General features: G+C 66.3%; 11 protein-coding genes and 5 pseudogenes. 6 read left to right on the top strand and 10 right to left on the bottom strand.

What is annotated here, in order from left to right:
- Window positions 1-1,377 precede the first annotated feature (1,377 nt).
- The gene (locus tag M9952_07560) at window positions 1,378-1,677 is read right to left on the bottom strand and encodes a hypothetical protein (GenBank protein ID MCO5312774.1); all 300 of its coding nucleotides are present in this window, start codon (window positions 1,675-1,677) and stop codon (window positions 1,378-1,380) included.
- A gap of 163 nt (window positions 1,678-1,840) precedes the next feature.
- Here M9952_07560 and M9952_07555 point away from each other — a divergent pair, with 163 nt between their 5' ends.
- From M9952_07555 to M9952_07540, 4 genes and pseudogenes are all read left to right on the top strand, one after another.
- A complete protein-coding gene (locus M9952_07555; protein MCO5312773.1) occupies window positions 1,841-2,200 on the top strand; it encodes a hypothetical protein in 360 nt (119 codons plus the stop codon).
- Window positions 2,197-2,556, top strand: a pseudogene (locus M9952_07550) (thioesterase domain-containing protein). The gene M9952_07555 and the pseudogene M9952_07550 overlap by 4 nt, the downstream one beginning before the upstream one ends.
- Before the next feature lie 342 nt (window positions 2,557-2,898).
- Window positions 2,899-3,768, top strand: a pseudogene (locus M9952_07545) (IS256 family transposase).
- Window positions 3,769-4,074: 306 nt separating this feature from the next.
- Window positions 4,075-11,391: an isopeptide-forming domain-containing fimbrial protein gene (locus tag M9952_07540; GenBank protein MCO5312772.1), complete on the top strand. Its 7,317-nt coding sequence runs from the start codon at window positions 4,075-4,077 to the stop codon at window positions 11,389-11,391.
- 47 nt (window positions 11,392-11,438) lie between these two features.
- Here the strand turns inward: M9952_07540 and M9952_07535 are convergent.
- The 4 genes and pseudogenes from M9952_07535 to M9952_07520 all read right to left on the bottom strand — a co-directional run bounded on the left by M9952_07535 (window position 11,439) and on the right by M9952_07520 (window position 17,368).
- A pseudogene (locus M9952_07535) lies at window positions 11,439-11,870 on the bottom strand (transposase).
- Window positions 11,871-12,423: 553 nt separating this feature from the next.
- Window positions 12,424-13,652: pseudogene (locus M9952_07530) on the bottom strand (IS256 family transposase).
- A 706-nt stretch (window positions 13,653-14,358) separates the two neighbouring features.
- A complete protein-coding gene (locus M9952_07525; protein MCO5312771.1) occupies window positions 14,359-16,899 on the bottom strand; it encodes a relaxase domain-containing protein in 2,541 nt (846 codons plus the stop codon).
- A gap of 115 nt (window positions 16,900-17,014) precedes the next feature.
- Window positions 17,015-17,368: a helix-turn-helix domain-containing protein gene (locus M9952_07520; protein ID MCO5312770.1), complete on the bottom strand. Its 354-nt coding sequence runs from the start codon at window positions 17,366-17,368 to the stop codon at window positions 17,015-17,017.
- A gap of 311 nt (window positions 17,369-17,679) precedes the next feature.
- On the opposite strand from M9952_07520, the gene M9952_07515 reads away from it, so the two are divergent.
- Window positions 17,680-18,030: a helix-turn-helix domain-containing protein gene (locus M9952_07515; GenBank protein MCO5312769.1), complete on the top strand. Its 351-nt coding sequence runs from the start codon at window positions 17,680-17,682 to the stop codon at window positions 18,028-18,030.
- Window positions 18,027-19,259 carry a site-specific integrase gene (locus tag M9952_07510; GenBank protein ID MCO5312768.1) on the top strand — a complete coding sequence of 411 codons (1,233 nt, stop codon included), beginning with the start codon at window positions 18,027-18,029 and terminating at the stop codon, window positions 19,257-19,259. Before M9952_07515 ends, M9952_07510 begins: the two co-directional genes overlap by 4 nt.
- Window positions 19,260-19,566: 307 nt before the next feature.
- Here the strand turns inward: M9952_07510 and M9952_07505 are convergent.
- From M9952_07505 to M9952_07485, 5 genes and pseudogenes are all read right to left on the bottom strand, one after another.
- Window positions 19,567-19,791, bottom strand: a pseudogene (locus M9952_07505) (transposase).
- Between the two features lie 230 nt (window positions 19,792-20,021).
- Complete coding sequence (locus M9952_07500; GenBank protein ID MCO5312767.1) at window positions 20,022-20,729, bottom strand: hypothetical protein; 708 nt, start codon at window positions 20,727-20,729, stop codon at window positions 20,022-20,024.
- Window positions 20,726-21,589 (bottom strand): serine hydrolase, encoded by an 864-nt coding sequence (locus M9952_07495; protein MCO5312766.1) that lies wholly within the window; start codon window positions 21,587-21,589, stop codon window positions 20,726-20,728. Before M9952_07495 ends, M9952_07500 begins: the two co-directional genes overlap by 4 nt.
- Before the next feature lie 134 nt (window positions 21,590-21,723).
- On the bottom strand, window positions 21,724-22,584 hold the full coding sequence (locus tag M9952_07490; GenBank protein MCO5312765.1) for an endonuclease/exonuclease/phosphatase family protein: 861 nt from the start codon (window positions 22,582-22,584) through the stop codon (window positions 21,724-21,726).
- Window positions 22,584-23,750, bottom strand: coding sequence for a hypothetical protein (locus M9952_07485; protein MCO5312764.1), 1,167 nt, complete (start codon window positions 23,748-23,750; stop codon window positions 22,584-22,586). Before M9952_07485 ends, M9952_07490 begins: the two co-directional genes overlap by 1 nt.
- Window positions 23,751-23,916 lie beyond the last annotated feature (166 nt).

Here is a 23,916-nt window from a genome sequence, read left to right as displayed (position 1 = left end):
TGCCCTTCTGCGTAGTCGTCCGTGACTCCTATCCTGCCGGTGGTGATCGCTGCGTCGAGTCTGCTGGGGCTGCATCTCGACGTTTTTGTGAGCGATCCGTGGGACCTCACGGCCGACGGGCACGACGACACGCGTTCTCAGGCCACGGTCGTCGCTGCTGGGAGTGAGATGGGCAACGAATGCCTCCTCCTGGAGTTCGAACCTGCGGCGACCTGGCGTGGGTCCGACCACAAGCATTTCGTCGCTACCCCTCACAATGGGTCAGCGATGTTCGAGTCGCTCGTCACCGACCTGGCCGTGGAGTGCGGTCTCGTGGCGGTGCCTGAAGCCCAGATCGCGAGTTCCTCCCCGATGGATACGACATGGTGGCGAGGTGGCCGAGTGAGTCCCATGACGTGGTGTAGGAGGCGGCACCGACGCCGGAGACGGGCCACGGTACGTCGGGGCGCCGGGCAGCGGAGACGACCCCTCGTTGTCGAAGCCCCACTTGTACGGCAGGTTGCGGTTGAGGTCCACGCCGTCGGCATCGGTGATCTGGCCGTCGCCATCGTTGTCCCGCAGGTTCTTCCGCCAGAGCGGTTCCGTGCTGAAGCTGTAGTCGTATCCGTCGGGATTCGCGACCGGAACGAACCACAGGTCGGTGCTGCGGGTTGGCGAGCAAGTGCCCCGTCGGGATCGGTGCCGTCCAGGTAGAGGCGAAGGAGGCGCAGATCGATCTCCGTGCCGATCCACTCCCGCGCGTGCTGGCCGGCGAGGTGGACGACGCTGGGACGCTCCCCGATCGCCGACGACAGGTCCGAGGACACTCGTACGGCCACGATCTCCTGGCCGAGATGCGACGTGCCGATCACCATCGACCGTGCCCGATCCGGGTGCGCTCGCACGATCGCGTCGACCTCGTCGCGTATGCCACCTGGCTCGCTGTAGGACCGCCAGACCGAGTAGCCGTACCTTCCCGTCGTCGGAGGAGGCGATGGGTCGGCGGGCAAGGCCGCACGAACTGCCTCGAGCTCGCGGAGGACGCGTGCATCGTCGCGCTGCTCGGCAGGCTCGACCTGTGCCGGTCGGGTCCCGTCGGCGGAGCTCTCCGGGCCGTCGACCGATCCGTTCGAGCACGCGACTCCGGTCACCACGACCATCACGATCGCTGTCGTCAACGCTGCTTTGCGCATGAGCTGTTCCTTCCGGGCGCACGCCGAACGCGCCGCCTGCTCGATGGACGAAATTGTTCGCCACGGTCGTGTCGACCTCCGCGGGGCCGTCGAACCACTAGCGTCGGAACGTGAGCGACATGGGATCGGCAGTAGCCACGCTGCCGGGAATCACCGATGTCGAGGCGCTCGCCGGGGGGCATCAGAGCACCGTGTGGCGCGCCCGTCACGACGGCGCCGACGTGTGATCAAGGTCGTGTCGGCCGACGCCGTCGATGCCGCGGCGCTGCGGGGACGTCTCGCCGCCGTACGACGCTTGGCCGGCATTGCGCCCGCAGTGTGTGCGCCGCTCGACCTCGACGGAGCGATCATCTCGTCGCTCCCCGGGGTCGACGGCCACCTCGACCATGTGATGCTGTTCGCGTTCGCCGACGGGCGTGCACCGTCGCCGCTCCTGCCGGCCGACACCGAGGCGATCGGTGCCACGCTGGCGCTGATCCACGACGCCGGTCGCTCGATCGCCCATGACGATGTCCCGCGCTTCGCCGTCATCGACGTCGAAGCAGCCGCCCTCGCACCCCCGAGTGCGACGGACGCCCTGCTACGGGTCCTCGAGCGAGTCCGGCGCTTCGACGGGTCGGCGCCTGCCCACGCTCCTCCATGGCGACTACGGCAGCCACAACCTCCGGATGTCCGCTGGCGAGGTGCGAGTCTTCGACTTCGACGAGTGTGGGGTCGGACCGGCCGAGTACGACGTGGCGAACTCGCTCTACCTCGCCCTGTTCGACCTCACCGTCGAGCGAGGTGCCGGCGAGCTGTTCTCAGCGTTCCGCCGGGATTTCCTCTCGTCGTACGACACGGTCGCCGCCACACCACTCGATCGGTCCGCCGTCGACGACCTCGTGATCCTTCGTGCCATGATGCTCAGCCGGTGGCTCGCAGAGCCGTCCATCGCGCCGCGAGGCGTGGCCGCGGCGGACGCGGCCTGGAAGACGCGTCTCGCCGAGTTCGTCACGGACTTCCTCGCCGGACCAGACGCGCCGGCATGACCCCCACATCGTCATCGGCCGCCCCGTCGCTGCTCTGGTCGCTCCCCGGCAGTCCGACCGACGCGGACGTCGCGCTCATCGTGTGCCCGTATGCCGGCGGAACGGCCCAGGCGTTCGCCAACGAGCTGCGCTGGCTCGTCCCGGACCACGACGTGCGGTACCTGGCGCTCCCGGGACGGACCCATCGGATGACGGAGGCGCCCTACGAGGATCTGGCAACCCTCGTGGACGATCTGGAGTGGGAGCTGGCGATGATGGGCAAGCCGTTCATCATCGCCGGGTACAGCATCGGGGCCCGCATCGGCCTCGCTACAGCGGAACGCTGCACCGTGGCCGGATCGGCCCTGATAGGTCTCCTCCCGGCCATGTCGGCCGTCGGGCCGCACGGTGAGCGTCGTTGGGGCACCGACCTCGAATCGGTCGCGAAGGACATCCGTCGATCGCATCCCTCGGGCGACGAGCTCCACCACGCCGGACTGCTCGATCGGGTCGCCGCTCAGACCTCGCGGACATGCACCTGTTCCGAGGCGCCGCCGAGCCCGGCGACGGGATCCTGGACGTTCCGGTGTGTGCCATCAGTGCCCGATCGGATCGCACCACCTCGCCGTCGGCCGAGGCGTGGCGGCAGGTCACCAGCGGCCGGTTCCGACACCGTGAGATCGAGGGCGACCACTTCGCCATCCACACGAACCCGGCCGACCGGCGAGGTCCAAGCGCACCTCGCCGAGGTGTACGGCACCGACATGAGCCCGAGAGCAGGTCTCCAAGATCACCGACGCCGTTCTGGGGGAGATGGCCGAGTGGATGACCCGCCCCCTCGAACGGGTGTACCCGGTCGTGTTCATCGACGCCATGGTCGTCAAGATCCGTGACGGCCAAGTCGCGAACCGGCCGATCTACACAGCGATCGGCGTCACTGTGGACGGCAAACGCGACGTTCTCGGCCTGTGGGCGGGCACCGGCGGCGAGGGCGCCAAGTTCTGGCTGCAGGTCCTGACCGAGATCAAGAACCGTGGCGTCGACGACGTGTGTATCGTGTGCTGCGACGGGTTGAAAGGGCTGCCCGACTCGATCGCGGTGACGTTGCCGCTGGCGGTCGTGCAGACGTGCGTGTTGCACCTGATCCGCAACACGTTCCGCCTCGCCAGTCGCGCCGACTGGGACCGCATGGCCAAAGACCTCCGGCCGGTCTACACCGCCGTCAACGAGGAGCAGGCCCAGGCGAAGCTCGCTGAGTTCCACGACGCGTGGGGCGACCGCTACCCCGCCATCAAGGGACTATGGGACAACGCGTGGGGCGAGTTCATCCCGTTCGTGGACTACTCCGTGGAGATCCGCCGGGTCATCTACAGCACCAACGCCATCGAGTCGCTGAACGCCCGGATGCGGCGGGCGACCAGGGCCCGCGGGCACTTCCCCAACGAGCAGGCGGCGCTCAAGTGCCTTTACCTGACGATCGCCTCGACCCCACCGGACGCGGAGCGCACCGCTGGATGAACCGCTGGAGGCCCGCCCTCAACGCCTTCCCCATCGCGTTCAGCGACCGACTCTTCACCACCAACAACTAACAACCGCCGCGACCAGTTACACCGTCTTCTTGACATTCCCGACCGGAGCGGGTCGCCCGCCTGGGGGTCGGCCTTCGGTGCGGGGGTAGTCAGCTCGGCGAGTACTCCGGCGAAGCGAGCCTTCGCACGTGCCCATTCCTCGGCCAGGCGCCTTAATCGCTCATGAGTGTCTCCGCCACCGCCCAATCGGGCCCTGTGAGGAGCGTGCGCCTCGCTGTTGCACAATCGTCGCTACTCGGACCGCTGGCCCCACGACCTCGCGGGCTCTGTCGCTCAACTGCTCCCGACCTTGGCCGATAGGCTGATATGGCACTCAGTTGTTCTTTGGTCCGTTGGATTCGCCGAGCCTCGCCGCGAGCCCTCGTCACGCTGGCGATGGTCGCGGCACTGCTGCCGCTGTCATTCGGTGTCGCACCAACGCGCGGCGCTGGAGCGTCTGGCACTCCCGACATCACGGTCTCCGCTGATGGGCCCGCGCGAGTACTCATCGGAACCAGCGCTAGCTACACGTTCCGAGCCTGCAATCCGACCGCCACCGACGGCTACAACCTGTCCTACCGGACCGTGCTGCCAGCGGGCGTCGGGTTCGATTCGGCAACACCAGCGGCCACCACCGTGCTCGCGAACAAGCCGAGCGCCGGCCTGACCACGGTGATCTGGGAGAACACGAGCGATCTCCTGTCCGGCGCCTGCACGTCGATCAGCCTCGCCGTATCCACCGATGCCGACAACGACGTCGCGACCCTGCCGGTCGGCACGAACTACAACATCACGCCCGAGGCGTACGTGAATTCCGACGCCTTCTACATCCCCGACTTCGATGCCAATGGCGTACCCGTGAGCGGCGCGACTTCCTACACCGGGTCCGCCGTATCGACGCCGAGGACCTCACACGTCGCCGCATTCATCCTCGACAAGGTCGCCGGAAACAACGGCGAGGGCGAACTGACGCGTGGCGTCCATGGTGCGGACCCCAAGACCTACACCCTCACAGTGACCAACAACAGTCGGCGCACCACCAACAACTTCAGCGTCGTCGACGTGCTCCCTCCCACGCTCGAGTTCCTCGGATGCACGAACTACCTTCCGGACTCCACCAGCGATGCGCCCACGAACACCGGCTCCACCGAGGAGTACACCGGATCAGGGCCGCTCGCCGGCGGCACCCCCGCAGCGACCTGCCTCACACCGTCCAGCATCGAAACTCTCGCTGCGCCGACCGTGCTCGCCGACGGCAGCACAGCAGTCGCCGGCAGCACACGGGTCACGTGGAATGCCGCCGCACTCGGCGCTGGTGCCAGCCAAGCCGCCAGCGGCGTGCTCACCATCACGTACCTGGCCGGCATTCCGCTTCGCGCCAACACGAACACCTTCACCGGCACGAAACCGAGTGATTCGTCACTGCAGCAGGGTCGAAATCTCGACAACAACAACGGTACGCTCACGACGGAGACCTCGAGCGAAGACGCCATCACCAACCGCGCCGCCGCAACCGGCACCTACCAAGGCCCCTCCACCAGTGGCACCAACCCCACCCTCACGGACACGGACAACGCGACGGTCACCGCCGAGGACCTGCTGATTCGTAAGTCATCTGTGGGCACGGTTGTCCAGGGCACAGTCGTCACCAACACGCTCACCATCGAGACCAGCGAATACCGAGACTCATCGAGTCTCATCGTCACCGACACACTTCCCAACGGCATGTGCCCGCTCGGCAACCTCGCCACCGGCGGACCCGCGGACCCGACCTGTTCGCCTTCCGGGGCCAATCCCACGATCGACATCGGCGCCGGCCCCGTCGCCGCGCCGTACACGTCGGCCACCGAGAACGCTGACGGCACCTGGACCCTCGTCTGGGACTTCGCGGACACCACCGAACTGGCCAATGTCGCCCACGACAACCAGGTGACGATGACCCAGCTGGCACGGGTACGCCCGACCTACCGATCGAACGGGTCGAACACAACGCCGGTACTCATGGGCGACTCGATGACCAACGACGTCTCACTGAGCGGCGACACGTCGCACCGAGGGGCGATCACCGACGACACAACGCCAGACCTGACCGGCGTAGCCGACATCTCCGCTGACACGATTGACGGCGTCCTGCCGACGATCAACAAGCGGGTCTCGGTGCGAACCGGCCCATTCGCAACCGGTGCGGCTCGGACCTCGGCCGGCATCGGGGCGCTCTGCGCCGGGGGTACGGTCACGTGGTCCGAGGGCGACCCGACACCCGAGGCGGGGTACCGCCCCGGCGACTTCGCGTGCTTCGATCTCCAGGCGACCTTCCCGGTCGACGTCGATGCCGCCGGCGTGCGTATCGACGACCTGCTGCCGCCGAGCTACACGTACGTCACCGGCTCAGCCACCCGGGTCACGGCGTTCGACGCCGACACACTCTCCGGCACCACGTTCAGCGAATCAGCCAACCTGGTCACCTTCACCGTCGGTTCCGGCGGTGCCGTCACCAACGCCGGCGAGAAGTTCCACTGGACCATCGCGGCCCGAGTGGGCACACCTCCGCTCGGTGTCGCTGCCGATATCGTCGCCAACCTCCAAAAGATGACCATTCGAAATACCGACAACGAGGTATTTCAGTTCCGCGACCAGGCCGCCGCCGTGTGGACCGAGCCGCAGATTCGGCTCACCAAGGGTGTCCGATCCATCGCCGGGGGCACCTCGACCACCGTCGCCGGACCGCTCGCTGCCAACTCGGACAATCGGGCCGTACAGGCCGGCGATGTGGTGACCTATCGGGTCGACCTCGAGAACACCGGCAATGTCGACTCAGCGAACACCGAGGTTTGGGACGTACTGCCCTCCGGCATCGATTGCACGATGGTGAGCTCGGTCAGCGACGGTGGGTCGTGCCCGGTGTCGCCGGGAACCCGAGTTGTATGGCCGACTTCCGCGGCAATCTCAGTGCTCGCCGGTGCATCCATCGGCTCTGGCAGCCAGCGGACGCTGACGTACGACGTTGCCATTCCGTCGACCGTCGAGCCCGGGCACACGTTCGTCAACACGGCTGGTGTCCGAAGCTACGAAGCGGCAACGAACGCCTCGGATTCGCCGCAGGTGTACTACCCGGCGAGCAACATCGACGGCACGGTCACCGCCAACACCGACGCCGCGTCGGACACGTCGTCGGTGTATACGCCCCAACCCGGGGCCACCAAGGTGCAGCAGTCTGCGCTGAGTGAGACCGGCAATACCGCGAACGGATCGCTGGCATCCACCGCTGAGCAGGCGACCATCGGCGAGGTCATCACGTACAGCACGACCCTCACGATTCCTCAGGGCACGACCACCTACGACGGCGTCTTCTCCGACGCCCTCCCGGCCGGACTGGCGTTCGACGGGAACGCGAGCATCGTCGGGTCGAACGTGACGCTTGACGGCTCGTCGCTGTCCACCCCTTCGGTCGGATCGAACGGCACCGTCTCGGTGACGTTGCCGACGCCGTACGTGAACGCCGTCGACTCCGGTGACGACACCCTCACTCTGCAGTTCGATGTCAAAGTGCTCGACACCGGATCTAATACCCGAAACGCCACCAAGTCGAACCGTTCGACGATCAACTGGAAGAGCGCAACTGGAACCTCGGCAACTGCGATCAACTCCAACGCGGTCGTCACCACGATCGTCGAACCCCGCCTGTCCATCGCGAAGTCCAACAACACCTCGGGCAACTTCGCGTCGCCCGGCCAGACGGTTGGCTACACCCTCACCGTCACCAATCCGACCGCATCGGACGTGTCCACCAGCCACGAGCTCTCGATCGTCGACACGGTGCCCGTCGGCATCGAACCCACCAACAGCGGAACTCCGGTTGCCGACGGCGGGTCGGTCGATCCCGACGGCGGAACCTGGGACGCCACCGCCCGAACGATCACGTGGAACGCAACCACGACGTCGGCGAAACTCACATCGCTGGCCCCGGCCGGATCGACCTCGCTCACGTACTCGGCAACCGTCGACAACCCCGCCGTCGCTTCGAACACGTTGGTGAACAACGTCTCCGGATCCACCAGCTCGATGCCCGCAACGGTGACCGGCGAACGGTCCTACACCGCAACCGCCACCAACACCATCAGCATCACCAATCCCACGATCGCGAAGACCGTGAGCCCCTCCACCGGGACCGTTGGCACGAAGGCCACCTACTCCGTGCGGGTGACCGTTCCGGCATCGACCCGGTTGTACGACGCGACCGTGATCGACACCATGCCCGACGGGATGGTGTTCGATGCCTACAACTCGATCTCCCTCGAGAGCGGACCGGGCAGTTGTCCGGATCCGTCAGGATTCTCGGGCATCACTCCCCCGACGGCGAACGGCAACGGCACGACCTCGATCGGGTGGTGGTTCGGCGATGTCACCATGCCGGCGGCCGGAGCCTGCCAATACCTCCTGACGTTCGATGCCCATGTCGCCGCCAACCGGACATCGGGCGGCGCAGCAGTCGTCGCCGGCAACACGCTGGTGAACTCGGTGCAGCTCGCCTGGAACAACACCGACGTCGCCGGACCGACGGCGCCGAGCTCCGTCCCCTCCACCTCCAGCTACACATCGACCCTGCCGGTCGCCACCGCCACCTTCACGGTGCAGGAGCCGACACTCCGCATCGACAAGGACGTGTCCCAGACCGGGTGTGACCAGACTGCCGGCAACATCGGAGACACCGATACCTGTGCCACGTCCCCCGGGTCGAGCTACACGTACACCCTGACGATCACGAACAGCGGTTCCAGCGCAGCATACGACGCAACCGTGTCCGACCAGCCGAGCGCCAACCTCACCAATGTTGTCGCCACAGGGTCGAGCGGCATCACCGTCACCGACGGTTGGACGGGTGGTGATCCCGACATCACGTGGGTGATCGACGGTCCGATCGCCGCCGGTGGCACCGTGACCATCACCTACACGGCTGACCTCGTCGGCAGCGGATCGCTCTCCGACGCGGCAAGCGTCCAGAACACCGCGGATATCCCCACCTACTACGGCATCGGAGTCACCGAACGCACGGCAAACCCATCGATCACCTACCGCACGTATGGCAATGATCCCAGCGGGCCCGGCGGCAACGTGACCGCCGACACGGTGAACATGACCGTCAAGTTCCCGTCCCTGAGCGTGGACAAGACCGTCGTGAGCGACGCCACCGATGCACGGGTCGGCCAGAACTTCACCTGGCAGATCGTGGTGACGAATGCCTCCGGGGCGACGATCGACAACGCGTTCAATGTGGACGTGAGCGACGTGCTGCCTGCCGACTGGGACTACGTGAACGGATCTGCGAGAGTCACCACTCCCTACGTGACCAACGCTGCGGTCGAGCCGGGCTGTGCGCCGAGTTGCGCCACCGGCGGCACAGTCTCGTGGGCAAATCTCGTCTCTGGTGTCGGCCAACCACTGGCGCCGGGAGCGACGATCACGGTACGGCTCGCAACGACACCGACCTCGGCGGTGCTGACCGTCCCGAAGACCGGCACGTTCGATCACACAAACACGGCGTCGGTCGCTGGCGAGGACCGCACTGGCGCATCGAGCAATGCCGATGGCAGCTTCGCCGGGCCGAACGACACCGCCACCGCGCGGGTGCGCCGAGCGGATCTTCGTGTCGCCAAGACGGTCACTGCGGGCCCCTACTACTACGGGTCCGACGTGGACTACACGGTCCGGGTCACCAATGACGGCCCCGATACCGCTACCACCGTTCGGGTGGATGATCTCCTGCCCGCCACGATGGCGTACCGCAGCACGGTCAGCGCCTCGCAGGGGAGCTACGTGTCCAGCACAGGACGTTGGTCCGTGGGCACCCTCACCAATGGCGGCTTCGCGACGCTGGTCATCCGTGCCCGAATCGCTTCGATCGGCACGATCGTCAACACGGCCGAAGTCGGTACCAGCGACCAGTGGGATCCCGACTCCACGCCCGGCAACGCATCCTCCGCACCTTCGGAGGACGACTCCGCGGCCGCGTCGATCACCACGGCGCCCACCTCGCTGGGCGACCTTGTCTGGTTCGATGCCGACGGCGACGATTCCCGCGACTCGAATGAACCGGGAATCCCCAACGTCACCGTGACCTTGGAGGCCGCCGGCAACGACAACACGTTCGGGACCGCCGATGATTTCTGGGGTCCCGACGGGATTGCGTCAACGAGTGACGACATCACCACCACGTCCACCACCACCAACTCGATGGGCTCCTACTCGTTCGTCGACCTGCCGGTGGGCGACTACCGGGTGCTGGTGGATCAGTCCTCGCTTCCCGGTGGCCTGACCCAGACCTACGACGACGACGCCAGCTCGGGCGGCTCACTCGACCATCGTTCCGGGGTGATCACGCTCACCAGCACCACTCCCTACCTCGATGCCGATTTCGGGTACACGGGCACTGGGTCACTTGGTGACACCGTCTGGGTGGATGCCAACGCCAACGGGTTACTCGATGGCACAGAATCGGGTATCTCAGGCGCATCGGTCACTGTGGTGTGGGCTGGCTTCGACGGCACCGCCGGAACGGCTGACGACATGACCTTCACGACCACGACCGCGAGCGACGGGACATACATCGTGAACGATCTCCCCGCGGGTTGGTACCGCGTGACGATCGATCCGTCATCGCTCCCGTCCGGCCTGGTCAACGTGTTCGATCCCGATGGAACCCTCGACGGCCAGTCAGTGACCACCCTCACCAGTGGCCAGGACCGCACCGACATGGACTTCGGGTACCGCTACCAGGCGGACCTGGCCGTGACCAAGACCCATATCGGCGACTTCGCCGTAGGTTCGAACGGCACGTACACCGTGACGGTCACCAACAATGGACCGTCAGCAGCGAACCCGGTCACTGTGGTCGATACCCTGCCGACCGGATTGTCGTTCGTCAGCATGGCCGGCACCGGATTCACCTGCGCCGCAGTGGCCCAGGTCGTGACCTGCACGTCAGGGGGTTCCTTGGCGGCGGGCGCATCAGTGACGTTCGTACTGGTCGTGTCGGTTGCGAAGGATGCCGCCCCATCGACCATCAACTCCGTCACCGTGTCGAGTCCGGTCTTCGACCCCGTGCCCGGCAACAACACCGCCACCGACCCGACGTCGGTCCCCTACGCCGATGTCTCGCTGGTCAAGACCCTGGTCGGCGCCATCCAGGCCGGCAAGAACGCCACCTACACGCTGGCGGTGAACAACAAGGGTCCCTCCGTCGCTCCCACGGGAATCGTGATGACCGATGACCTTCCCGACGGGCTCACGTATGTTTCGGCAACCGGTTCGGGATGGTCGTGCGCCGCAGCCGCCAACGTGGTGAGTTGCACGAGTGCTTCAACATTGGCCGTGAACGCGACGAGCACGATCGACCTCACGGTCGCCGTATCGTCCGCTGCTTCGGGGTCGATCATCAACTCTGCGATGGTCACGGGCGAGAACGTAGGCAACGGCGGCTTCGTCGACCCTGATAGCACCAACAACGATTCCTCTGCAGCGGCCCCGGTTCTCGCTGCGGACACGTTCCGGTCGCCGCTAGCATTCACCGGTGCGCCTGCGTTCCTATTGACAGCGGTTGGCCTCGCGTTGATCGCGATCGGGATGTTGGTACTGCGCAAGCGCTGACGCCCGAGGGAGTGTCAAGAGAACGGTGTAACTGGTCGTGGCGGTTGTTAGTTGTTGGTGGGGAAGAGTCGGTCGCCGAACGTGATGGCGAAGGCGTTGAGGGCTGGCTTCCAGCGGTTCATCCAGCGGTGCGCTCCGCGTCCGGTGGGGTCGAGGCTTCGGATCGTCAGGTAAAGGCATTTGAGCGCGGCCTGCTCGTTGGGGAAATGCCCCCGTGCTCTGGTTGCCCGTCGCATCCTGGCGTTCAGCGACTCGATGGCGTTGGTCGAGTAGATGACCCGGCGGATCTCCACGCTGTAGTCCAGGAACGGGATGAACTCGCCCCACGCGTTATCCCACAGGCCCTTGATCGCGGGGTAGCGGTCGCCCCAGGTGTCGTGGAACTCCGCGAGCTTCGCTTGGGCCTGCTCCTCGTTGACGGCGGTGTAGACCGGCCGGAGGTCTTTGGCCATGCGGTCCCAGTCGGCGCGGCTGGCGAGGCTGATGACGCTCAGGTGAAGTTCCCCGGAGTTGCTCACTGAAATTCCCCACCTGTGGGTCCCACTTTGAGGGTGGGGCTCCCTCGATGCTGACGGTCTCTGACCACCACCAGCACAACGAGGGAGCCCGGTTCTCATGCTCACACAGGAGGACGATGTGGACGCGCACGCGCTCGCAGCGAAGGGGTGGACGATCTCCGCGATCGCCCGCCATCTCGGACATGACCGAAAGACGATCCGCGCGTATCTGACTGGCGGACGCACTGCCGGTGTACGCGCACCAGCGGGCGGCGACGCGTTCGAACGGTTCGTTGACTACACCCGCGAGCGGTTGCGCGAAGACCCGCACCTGTGGGCCACCACGCTCTACGACGAGCTGGTCGGTCTCGGGTTCGAGCAGAGCTACCAGACGTTGACCCGCCAGATCCGCGAGCGCGGGTTGCGGCCGCCGTGTGAGACGTGTCGCCCGGCGAAGCAGCGGCCGGTCGCGATTATCGAGCATCCGCCTGGGGGGGGTGTGTCAAGAGAACGGTGTAACTGGTCGTGGCGGTTGTTAGTTGTTGGTGGTGAAGAGTCGGTCGCCGAACGTGATGGCGAAGGCGTTGAGGGCGGGCCTCCAGCGGTTCATCCAGCGGTGCGCTCCGCGTCCGGTGGGGTCGAGGCGATCGTCAGGTAAAGGCACTTGAGCGCCGCCTGCTCGTTGGGGAAGTGCCCGCGGGCCCTGGTCGCCCGCCGCATCCGGGCGTTCAGCGACTCGATGGCGTTGGTGCTGTAGATGACCCGGCGGATCTCCACGGAGTAGTCCACGAACGGGATGAACTCGCCCCACGCGTTGTCCCACAGCCCCTTGATCGCGGGGTAGCGGTCGCCCCACGCGTCGTGGAACTCAGCGAGCTTCGCCTGGGCCTGCTCCTCGTTGACGGCGGTGTAGACCGGCCGGAGGTCTTTGGCCATGCGGTCCCAGTCGGCGCGACTGGCGAGGCGGAACGTGTTGCGGATCAGGTGCAACACGCACGTCTGCACGACCGCCAGCGGCCACGTCGCCGCGATCGAGTCGGGCAGCCCTTTCAACCCGTCGCAGCACACGATACACACGTCGTCGACGCCACGGTTCTTGATCTCGGTCAGGACCTGCAGCCAGAACTTGGCGCCCTCGCCGCCGGTGCCCGCCCACAGGCCGAGAACGTCGCGTTTGCCGTCCACGGTGACGCCGATCGCCGTGTAGATCGGCCGGTTCGCGACCTGGCCGTCACGGATCTTGACGACCATGGCGTCGATGAACACGACCGGGTACACCCGTTCGAGGGGGCGTGTCATCCACTCGGCCATCTCCCCCAAGATCGCGTCGGTGATCTTGGAGACCTGCTCGCGGCTCATGTCGGTGCCGTACACCTCGGCGAGGTGCGCCTGGACCTCACCGGTCGTGAGACCCTTCGCGGTCAACGAGATCACCATCTCGTCCACACCAGCGAGGCGGCGCTGACGCTTCCGCACCAGCTTCGGGTCGAACGTGCCATCGCGATCGCGGGGCACGTCGATCTCGACGGGCCCGACTTCGGTGAGCACCGTTTTCGAACGGGTTCCGTTGCGCGAGTTGGCGCCATTGCGGCCCTCGGGGTCGTGTTTGTCGTAGCCGACATGGTCGGCCATCTCTACTTCGAGGCCGGCCTCGAGGACCCGCTTAGTGAGATCCCCCAAAAGTCCGCCAGGGCCAACCAGGTCGACCCCATCCGCGCGGGCCTGGTCAACGAGCTGGGCGGCGAGCTCATCGCTCACCACCACTCTCCCCGTCGCGGGCGGCGGCAACCGCCACTCCTCTCCGGTCGATTGGGTCGTCGGATCCGTTGTTGTGATGTCAGTCATGATGGTTGCTGCTGTCCTTCCGGCCAAGCAGTCGCTCAGCCTGTCAGGCCAGACCAGTTCCACCGTTTATCTGACACTCCCGGTAGCGGCGCACCGGTAGTGCGGTGGCGCGGTCACCTCTGTCGAGTCGTCCGAGGCCAGCGTGGCGCAAGAGGTGTTTACCGTCGAATGGCGAGCCCGATGTGATGGCTATCCGGTCTGCACCCCAACGGCGCCTCTTACGGAGCTGGATCAACAGGCTGCGTACTCGGCGCGGAGTCCGGTTCAGTGCGCGTTTCGGGCGTGAGGACCGGTCCCGGAGGCCGATTTCGCCTTCGGCGAGGAACGGGACGCGCCACTTCCGGACGGTCGTGGGGTCGACCGGGAACCACTCGGTCGCTTCGATCGACCAGCGGTCGACGAGGCGCAGTCGACCGTGCGGCGGCGCCCGAGCGGGGTCAGAGGCGCGCTCGGGTGACGGCTTCTAGCTTGAGACAGGAGCCCTCCCGGGTAAGGCGGTGAGTTGTGGAAGACCCACATCCTCGTCCGGAGGGGCTCAACTCACGACGAGATCAGCCAACACCGCTACTCCAGGGACAACCTCCCCGGTCGTCACAGCGCCCGCCGATCATCGGCACGGTCGCGATCAGAGATCGATCTCGAAGTCCAGGTCGTCGTCGTGGCTCGCCGGCGTCTGGTCGACCGCCATCGACTGAGCAGCAGTACGGCTGATCGATGACCTCACGCGATCCACGAGCGACGATTCGATCTCGTTCGTGTGGGAGTCGGTGGCTCGGTCACCGTCGTCGACGAGGTACAGCGTGTTGTCGATGCGTCCCCGGGACATGGCGGTGTAGGCGGATTCCTTGGTGAGGTGGTCGCCGGCCAGGATCAGGCACCGGTCGTAGGTTGCGCCTTGGGATTTGTGGATCGTCGTCGCGTACCCGTGGGTGAGGTGCCCGTCGGCGGCGTAGTCGAACGGGATCGTGACCGCCTGGTCGTCGTCAGCGCGACACCGCATGACCTGAGCGTGGGTGTCTATGGCGTCAACGGTCGCTCTTGTGCCGTTCAGTAGGCCGAGTCGGCGATCGTTGCGAAGGGCCACCACGATGTCGCCTTCGGTGTAGCCGTGGCCCGCAATGATGATCTTGTCGGCACCGAGCGCGCCGTCCTTCCGCAGTGCCCTACGCGCGTACCTGTTGAGGGCGTCGACATCGACGCGTCGGCTGGCCAGCATGACGGCCGTCCCGGTTCGGCGTGCGTCGAGCCAATCACCGATCATTCGCGACCGCGCTTCGGCTCCGGTGGGCGCTACCTCGACGCGGCCTCGCTCGATGTAGGTGTCGATGGCTGTGTCGGTGTCGCCGGTCCGGAGTCGGGCCAAGGCGGCGCGCTCCCACGGTTCGCGTTGGCGGCGATTGTCGGCCAGGTATGACGCCGAAAGGCGTTGGCGGAGTCCGACGAAGGCTCCGCCGGCTTCGATCTCGGGGAGTTGGCACGGGTCGCCGACGAGCACGACCTTCGCGTCGGCCTGTCGGGCGTGGTCGAGGAGACGGAGGACCTTGCGGGTACCGACCATGGCGGCTTCGTCGACAACGATCACGGTGTTCGGGGCGAGGCCTCCGCGTTCAGGTCGGTCGAGGTCGATGAGGAGTCGATCGATGGTGCGGGACGGAATGTCGGCGTCGGTCTGGAGTTGACGCGCCGCTTTGGCGGCGAGGGCGCATCCGATCACCGTGTGGCCTGACTCGGTCCAGGCTTGGTTGGCGGCAGCAAGGGCGAACGTCTTGCCTGCGCCGGCGACACCTTCGACGAGGTCGACGCCGCGACCGCTCGTGCAGAGTTGTCTCACCATCTCCACCTGCTCGTCGCTCATCGACGGGCGCTGTCCGATCGCGACATCGACGACCTGTGGGTCGGCGAGGCCGACCCCGGCATCGGCGCAGCCGACGGCCGCGGCGATCAGTCGCCGTTCCGTGGTGAGCATGTCTGGGGTGGAGAAGCGTCTCTCGTCGGTTCGTGCCGACACGGTCCGGCCGTCGCTGGTTCGGATGACCGCCGACTTGGTGCCTGCGAGTCGTGTGCAGTGTTCGGAGTCGATGAACAGATCAGCCCATTCGCAGATGTCGGCGACGGGAGCGCCGATCGGGAGGCGGTCGCAGATCCCCTGGATAACCTCGCGTCGTCCGAACGTCGACCGGGTTTTGGTCAGCCCGTCAGGTCCGGCGAGGTGCTCGAACATCGGGGTGAGATGGACGAGACCCGTCCACCTCAGGGTGAGGGTTCCGGCGTTGAGCCGGTCGCAGACCTGTTCGCAATCGAACCCCAACTCGCTCGCACGTCGCTGCCAGGTGTCGACGAGCGATTCAGGTGTCGCCGTGTGGTCTTTCATGCGCCGGGTGGCATATGCCGCGAGCTGTGCGGAACGGGCGGAGTCGAACCCGTTCTCCGCCAGGTGTGCTTCGATCTCGTGACGGCGGGTAGAGAACTCGTCGACCACCTGCATCGGCACCTCGGCGACATCGGCGATCCCCCGCCGCACCGTCCGCCACTCGACACCGACAGTCCGAGTGAGTTGGTGACGGAGCTCGGCCTCGTACAGGTAGCCGACCGTCTTCGACCAGTGGTAGAGCGGTCGGGCGTCGAGGGCGGTCCACCGCCCGTCGGGCCCGTGGACGAGGTTGGCGATCACCACGTGTGTGTGCAGGTGGGGATCGCCGGCGCGAGAGGTGCGGTGAGCGAACGCAGCGGCGACGAACCCGTCGCCATCGATCACGTCGGCTCCGCCATGGCCTCGCCGGCCTCGCGACGCTGCGGACTCGAACACCGCGAGCGCTTCACGGACGGCGACGTCGTGCGCCTGGCGGACGGCAGCACGGATGTCGGGGGTGCCGAGGCCGTGGAGAATCGACACCGACTTCGGAGCGCAGAACGTCGCGTCGAACCCGGCGACGCTCGGCGCGGACCGAGCCGCTGTGATCCGCACGTTGGTTCCCGGATACTGATGATCGAGGACGGATGCGAAGTCGTCGGGCTGGACGGTGCCGGCGAGTCCCAGCCGTTGGCTGGCTTGACCGACCCAGACGCCGGGGGCCTCGCGGGCCGAGGTGAAGTACTCCTCGGCGCCGTCGGCGACCATGGCGGTGTAGTAGTCGCCGGCCCCGGCGGCGAGCTTGCCGATGCTCAACAAGGCGACCGCCGACCTGAACAGCGGACGTGTCCGACCACAGGGCACCGTGGTGCAAGTGCGTCGAACGAAATGGCACCTGACCAACCAACAGTCCTGCCGACCGCGCGACCGATCACGAATCGAACCGCAACTGATCCACCGACACCAACCGACGACGACTGCCAGACGCAGCACTCGGGTGGTCGACGCGAGCAGGCGTTGGATCGGGGACGACATCGAGCGGCACCACCGTGTCGGGCACCAACGGGACCGTCGGCCCGGTGGTGACCGGTGTCCCGACCGGGGCGCCGATCAGCCGCTCAAGGGCCACCCTGGGGACCCGGAGCTGCCCTCCGACCCGGATCACCCCCAAGCCCTCCCCGCCCCCGGTGGCGAGGTCGCGTCTGGCGAGCTCGTAGGCGGTGGTCCGGCCGATGCGCAGCACGACGGCCGCCTCGGTGACAGTGAACAATTCAGGTAGTGACATCTGCGCTTCTCCAAGGGTTGAGGTGTTTCCCTACCTATGCGCGCGCGGGTCCCGCCGAAGGCGATATCTGTCGAATCCTCCCGAGGGAACGAAACTGTCCAGTCGGCCGTCCACCGGACCGTCGTGTTCACTGTCGCCTCTCCTGTCGCCACGGTGACAGCGTCGGATCCGGCCACTCCGATGGTCATCCTGACCACCGACCTGAACAATCCCGCGTTCAGGGGTGACCATCAACGAGTCCCGACTTTGACGCGTAAGTGTCAACTATTTCGTTGATGACAGCGGGGCGCCGCAAGCGTAGAGTCGGCGACGTGCCCAGCCGCCCGAAGCGCCTCACGCCGAACCAGATCGTTGCGTTCAACCTCACGCGTGCCCGCACCGATCGCGGGTGGAGCCAACCCGAGGCCGCCGCGGCGCTCGAACCGTTCCTCGGAGTGCGCTGGTCGCGAGCGAGCTACTCGGCCGTCGAGCGGTCGGTCGACGGGGTCCGTATCAAACAGTTCTCCGCCGACGAACTCGTCGCAATCGCCCGCTGTTTCGACCGGCCCGTCAGCTGGTTGCTCACCCCACCCGCCGGGACAGTGGCAGCCACGCCCGACCACCTCGACGGCCTCGACGCCAGCGTCCTCCAACGAACACTCCGCTCAACGAGGAAACCGTGACAGAACCGACACCCGAGAGGAACCGGCGCGCACCATCGGTCGCTCCACGCAAGAACCCGACGACTGGGCTATGGGAGTTCATCGTCGACCTCGGTCCCGGCGCCGACCCTGGCGGGGTCTGGCGGGAGCGACGCCAAGCGCGACGACGCGGCTTCGCCACCAAGGCTGCCGCCCAGGAGGCGCTCGACGACCTCCGAGGCAAGGCACGGACCGGGACGTTCACCTACGACAGCAAGCTGACCGTCGCCGGCTACCTCCGAGAGTGGCTGTCCGACACGCTGCCGGCCACCGTCCGGCCGGCGACGCTGTTCAGCTATGAACAGAACCTCGAGCGTCACGTCATGCCGCGCATCGGCGACATGAAGCTCAAGCAGCTCACCGGACCGGCGCTCAATCGGCTCTACGGACAGCTGCTTGCGCCCGGCGCCAACCTTCGCTCCCCCAAACGCGGCCTCTCACCTAGAACTGTCCAGTACATCCACACCGTCCTCCATCGGGCATTGAAGGATGCCGTTCGGCACGGCCTCCTCCAGTCGAACCCGGCAGACCTCGCCGACCCACCTCCGTCGACCGCCGTCCAGAAGGCTGGGCTCAAGGTATGGACCGGCGCCGAACTCGCGGCCTTCCTCCAACAGTCGGAGGCGGAGGGCGACAGAGACCACCCACTCTGGCGACTCATCGCCGCCACGGGCATGCGCCGCGGCGAAGCGCTCGGTCTCCGCTGGGCTGACGTTGACCTCGGCGCCGGAACCGTCACGGTCACCAGGACGTTGATCATCGTCGACCACGTCGCTCAGTTCGGACAACCCAAGACGGCAGCGGGAGCCCGAACCATCGCCCTCGACGAACGAACGACGGCCGCGCTCCGATCGCATCGCGCCCGTCGGGCCGCAGAGCGCCTGTCCCTCGGTCAGGGTCAGGCCTCGTCGGACGAATTGGCGTTCGCAGATACCAGCGGCGACTGGCTGCACCCCGAAGCAGTTTCCAAGCGGTTCGACCGACGGGCGAACCGCTACGGACTCCCCCACATCGGCGTCCACGGCCTTCGGCACACCTGGGCGACGCTCGCACTCCGAGCAGGGGTCCACCCCCGAATCGTTCAGCAGCGCCTGGGACACAGCACCATCGCGGTCACACTCGGCGTGTACAGCCACGTCACCGATGGCATGGATCTCGGCGCAGCACAGCAAGTCGCAGCGCTCTTCGAGCCAACTGTGACCAATCTGTGACCACAGGCCGTCGACGGCACTGAACCGAACACCGCGTTCCCAATGTTCTCGGGGTGATCACTCCATCACAAGCGTGCCCGGGGTGGGACTCGAACTCCGGCGGAAGGTGCGTGCAGCGGGTGTCAGCCAATGCCGGCGGCCCTCAGAATGCCCATGAATTGGGGATTTCGGGGCTGGCGGCGACTACGGCGGCTATCGAGCGCTCCCGGCGAGTTTCGGAGGGTCAGGGCCTGGTCATGTGAACATCCTTCCAGCAGCACCTCTCGGCACCACAGATCAGATGTCACCTACAAGTGCAGCGGTCCCGTTCGATGTCGCCGGCCTGGATCGCCAACAGGCGGGGCCGGTGCCCGTTGCGTTCGGTGACTCGGGTGTCAACGCGTTCGTAACGGCTGGCGCCGATCGCTTCACCGGCCTCCACCTCGATCAGTTCTTGGAGGACGAGGCGAACGGATTCTCGGATCAGGTCGACGCCATCGCCGGCGCGGAACGCGTCGAGGAGGTCGGACAGGGCAGACTCAGAAGGGGCCATCGGTGGGTTCTCCTTGGTGTGCAGTTGGCGCTACACACCGAGGATCACGCCGATGGCCCCACTACGTGGTGGACCCCACCGCCACCCTCAAACCCCACCACCCGAGGAGGCACTGCCCCCTTTCGGTGCTGGAGAACCTCTATCGCGCGACGGGTCTCGCGTTCCCACCGTCGAGGGTCCGGACCGCTAGCGCCTTCTGGGCTTTGTGCTCACGCCCTCTCGATGGCGACCTATCGGTTGGAGCCAGGGTGCGGGGCGAAATGCTCCGGCGAGGGCGTAGCATCCCGGCGGGCGGCGCGGTGTGGAGGAGCGCCAAAGAGACCCTGCACGAGTAGCAGCGTGGACCATCGGCCTTCGAGTCCACGGACCATGTCGAGTTCGTCGCCGACGCCGTGCCGCCATCCCATGTAGGTCGCCCAGTCCGTCACCACTCTCGCCTTCGGCACGGACGACCCGTCCCCGTTGGCTCCCTCAGCACCGTGCAGGCCGACCAGTCGCCCGTCGCGAAAGCGGTAGAGCAGCTCCGCAGCGCCAAGCGGCGTCGAGACGAAGGCCATGTTGAGGTCTACTGACGCTCCGGGCACACCGTGCCAGGCGGTCCAGAAGTCGGGATTGGTGTCGTCCCACGGTGGCAACCCTTGAAGAACGTCGTGGACTCTCATTGAGGTCCGCCGGGCGTCGTCGAACGAAACGACGCTCGACCCGAGGAGTCGCGGTCGGCCACGCTGCACCAGCGCGACCTCCCCCGGTTCAACGGTCCACTTCCATTCACTCACGCGGCCGTCGGCCACGCGTTCGACGTGCGTCGCGACTTCGCCCGAGGGGAGGACTTGCTCGTGGTGGTACTGGCCATCGGGTGCCCAGACAGGCATGCCAATAGCCAGGCGCATCTGCTCCTCGATGGATCGCAGAACTGCGTCGTCGACGGGTGTGGTCATTGCGGCCTCACGGCATCCCAGATCGCCGTCGCCGTCGACGATCGTCGTTCGCCGAGCGCCCGCGTTGGGTCAACGAGCTCCCGCCCGTGTACTGCCACGGCCATCTCGGCGGAGGGGTCGCCAACAACCCAGCACAAGCCTCCTTCGCCGGCCGCACCGACCGACCCCACGCTCGGCCGATCGCCGAATCCGTGCACGTCGAGCTGGGTCATCACGCCCATTCCGTACGCGGCGTCTCGGCCGAGGACGCTGTCGAGGCCTCGGTGCACGGTCGAGCAGATCCTTGATGCTGTCTCGGTAGTCAGCGCGCGGCCGCGCCCGTTCAGGTCACCCACGACGCCGGCCATGACTCGTGCCATCGCCTCAACGGTGCCGTAGGTACCGAACCCGGGGTTCCAATCGCAGACAACTGGAGGACACACCTCGGCCAACATCGGAATCGGCCAGCCTTCGACCATGTCGGTGTTCCAGACCAGCCGACTCGCTATCCCATCGAACTCGCTCGGGGTGACGTGCAGCCAAAGGTCCTGGGGTGCGACGTCGTAGGGCTCGAGGAGGCCGTCGACGAGGAGTCGCTGCATCGGAGTGCCCGTCCGCTCTTCGACGATCCGCCCGACCAGCCACCAGGCCACGAACGTGCTGTACGACGGCCGGTGCGCAGGCGCGGGAGCAGTAAGGATGGTCTCGATCCACTGCATCCGGTGGCTCGAAGGGATACCGCGCGCCACGACTGCATCTGGCTCGAGGATCCCCGATCCGTGCGACAGTAGGTCGGCCAGGGTGGCGTCGCCGAGCCACCCCGCGGCGCCGATGAGGTCATGCAATCGATCGTCGAAGGCGAGCTTGCGCTGGTCAGCCAAGACACCGACCACGATCGAGAGCAAGGGCTTTCCTGCGCAATACCATGCCCGAATTGTGGAATCTGGGTCCCCGAGAAGGACGGCGCCTGACCGCGAGTCCACTGCAACCGCGTCCGTATACGCGAACTTGTCGATCATTTGATGTGCATCGAACCCCAGATCTGGCGATGATCCGAGGCGGAGTAGCTCCACGGGGGCACATTGCCCATCGCGTCCGGTCCGGCCAGGTTCGGCACGTGCGCCCATATGTAGTCGATGTGGTTCGAATTGGTCTCGTAGGTGACGGCAACACCCGAGATCATGTCGGTGTAGTTGGTCATCGCCCCGGTGGCGGCCGATCCGGGGGTGGCGTTGAAGTCCCCGGCGAGCACGTTGTTCGATCGACCGGCCTGGTTGTTGAGCCAGGCATCAAGGCCTCCGCGGATGGCGCTGGCCTGCTGGGCAGCGACTGGCGTAGCGAGGTGGGTGGAGCACGCCCACAGGTCTCCTCCATCACCAGCAGACGGGGCGCAGATACCGCCTCGCACCTCTGTCGAGTTCGGGTCCTGGGGCCCGGCGTTGAAGAAAAATGCACCCGGCCCGCTGCCCTTGAAAAAGACTGCGTTGCCGAAGCTTTGGCATCCGCCCGCCGACGACGTCAGCCCACCCTTCGCCTGATAGAGATAGCCCGAGTAGCCGTAGGGCGCCAAGGTGTTCGCGAGGTTGTTGAATCCGCGAGTGCATACCTCGTTGAGTGAGATGAAGCGGGGGAATCGCTGATAGGCGATCACGGCCCAGATCTCATTGGTCGGGTTGATGCCGAAGTTAGTGTTGGTGCTGTCGGAGTTCTGCCCACCTCCCCCACTCGAGGTCGGCGTGCATTTCCAGGAGCAGATATTGAACTGAACCCCGTAGAACTGGGCCGAGGAGGCACCGGCGGCCGGCGCCAAGGCCATTGTCCCCACGGGCAAGATTGCCGTCGCCATCGTTCCGAGGGCCAGGGTTGACTTCTTCATCACTTCTCTCCGGTGGGGCTGGTGGACACCGACGCTGCGGCCGAGTCGTTGGTCGGGTTGATAACGACGACCGCGCCGCGGGACCGGCTCGACGTTGTGGGCAGGGGCCGGTCGACGCGGTCGTCAGCGGTGAACCTGGCCGACGTCCCGGCGAACAGAAGCGACCCGCTGCCAACGTCGGTCCCGATCACTGCGGTATCGCGACCGAGCCATCCATCGATCGAGATGAAGCCCAGCGCCGGATCGGCGACGTCTGCGTGCCACTCCTTGGCATCGCCCGCAATGCTGATCACCCGGCCGGTCGCCAGCGCGATCCCAGTGCCATCGGGACCACAGGTCGCTCGGGCCGACACGGAGCGATCGCCCGGCGCCAATGGCAACTTCGCACTCGCGACGACGGACCACCCGTCACCGGAGTCGGACCACGCGGTCCACGTGGCAGTCTCACCGCCAGGGGCAACAGGTATCGTCTCGAGGGGCGTCGTCGGCGTCGTCACGACCGCCTGGTCCGAGGTGAGGGCCACCAAGTGGTTTCGCGTCCCACACAGCGCCGAAGTGCTCTTTGGAAGCTCGATCGGTGCCCACTTCTGGTCGTTCGAGAGCGCGAAGGCGGTGACGAGACCTTCGGGACCGGTGATCACGGCAACAGGGCCGATCGTGGTGTCGTCGTCGATGAGGTCCCACACATCGCCGGCCGGCGCGGGGTCGACCGCCGAAACCGAATCGGCCACGGCGTCGTAGCGGATGGTGAGCCGGTCGCCGAGTCCGCACGGAAGCTGCTCCTCGTCGGAGACGGCAGTACACGTTGAACCCACGACCAGGAACTCGTTCGGTCCAGATGCGCCGACCGCGAGACGGAAGGCATCATTCGGAAATGCCTTGCTCCGTTCGAACGTCCGACCGCCGTCAAGGGACATATAGGCGACCGAGTCGCGCTGTTCCTTTCCCTGCCGATCCGCGTTGGCGTACGTCAGCACAAACCTCCCGACAGTGGCGACGCCGTCAAACGACTCTCCTGCTGGAAGGCCGGACGTTTGGGAGGCGGCCGGAGCGGCGCTATCGGTGCCGACGGAGACGGTCGACGTCTCGGGCCGCTGCGACCACCAAATCAGGCCCGCAGCGAGGCACGCCGCTCCGAGTACGGGGGCAATCACCCTGCGATACATCGTTCTCCTTCGGAGGCTGGCCAACAATCTTCATCCTCATGGTGAACCATAGCTTGATTCTCTCCCGTGTTCTCGAAACGTGAAGGTGTGCAAGCAACGGACACCGTGCCCGCCTTCGATCGAGGGCCGCGGCCCCGAGGCTTGCGGCCTGCGGCTCGTCGGGGGC

It is taken from the genome of Microthrixaceae bacterium, from assembly GCA_023957975.1.
Classification (GTDB): domain Bacteria; phylum Actinomycetota; class Acidimicrobiia; order Acidimicrobiales; family Microtrichaceae; genus JAMLGM01.
The sequence above is the reverse complement of the archived record's forward strand: the minus strand, read 5'-3'. Positions and strand labels throughout refer to the sequence as shown.

What these genes read in the sequence shown, in the direction of transcription:
- M9952_07485 (MCO5312764.1), bottom strand. Translation starts at nt 23,750, where the DNA reads ATGTATCGCAGGGTGATTGCCCCCGTACTCGGAGCGGCGTGCCTCGCT.
- M9952_07560 (MCO5312774.1), bottom strand. Translation starts at nt 1,677, where the DNA reads ATGGGCGATCGAGCGACCGGCGTCGTGGATCAGCGCCAGCGTGGCACC.
- M9952_07500 (MCO5312767.1), bottom strand. Translation starts at nt 20,729, where the DNA reads ATGACCACACCCGTCGACGACGCAGTTCTGCGATCCATCGAGGAGCAG.
- M9952_07490 (MCO5312765.1), bottom strand. Translation starts at nt 22,584, where the DNA reads ATGAAGAAGTCAACCCTGGCCCTCGGAACGATGGCGACGGCAATCTTG.
- M9952_07520 (MCO5312770.1), bottom strand. Translation starts at nt 17,368, where the DNA reads ATGTCACTACCTGAATTGTTCACTGTCACCGAGGCGGCCGTCGTGCTG.
- M9952_07540 (MCO5312772.1), top strand. Translation starts at nt 4,075, where the DNA reads ATGGCACTCAGTTGTTCTTTGGTCCGTTGGATTCGCCGAGCCTCGCCG.
- M9952_07555 (MCO5312773.1), top strand. Translation starts at nt 1,841, where the DNA reads ATGTCCGCTGGCGAGGTGCGAGTCTTCGACTTCGACGAGTGTGGGGTC.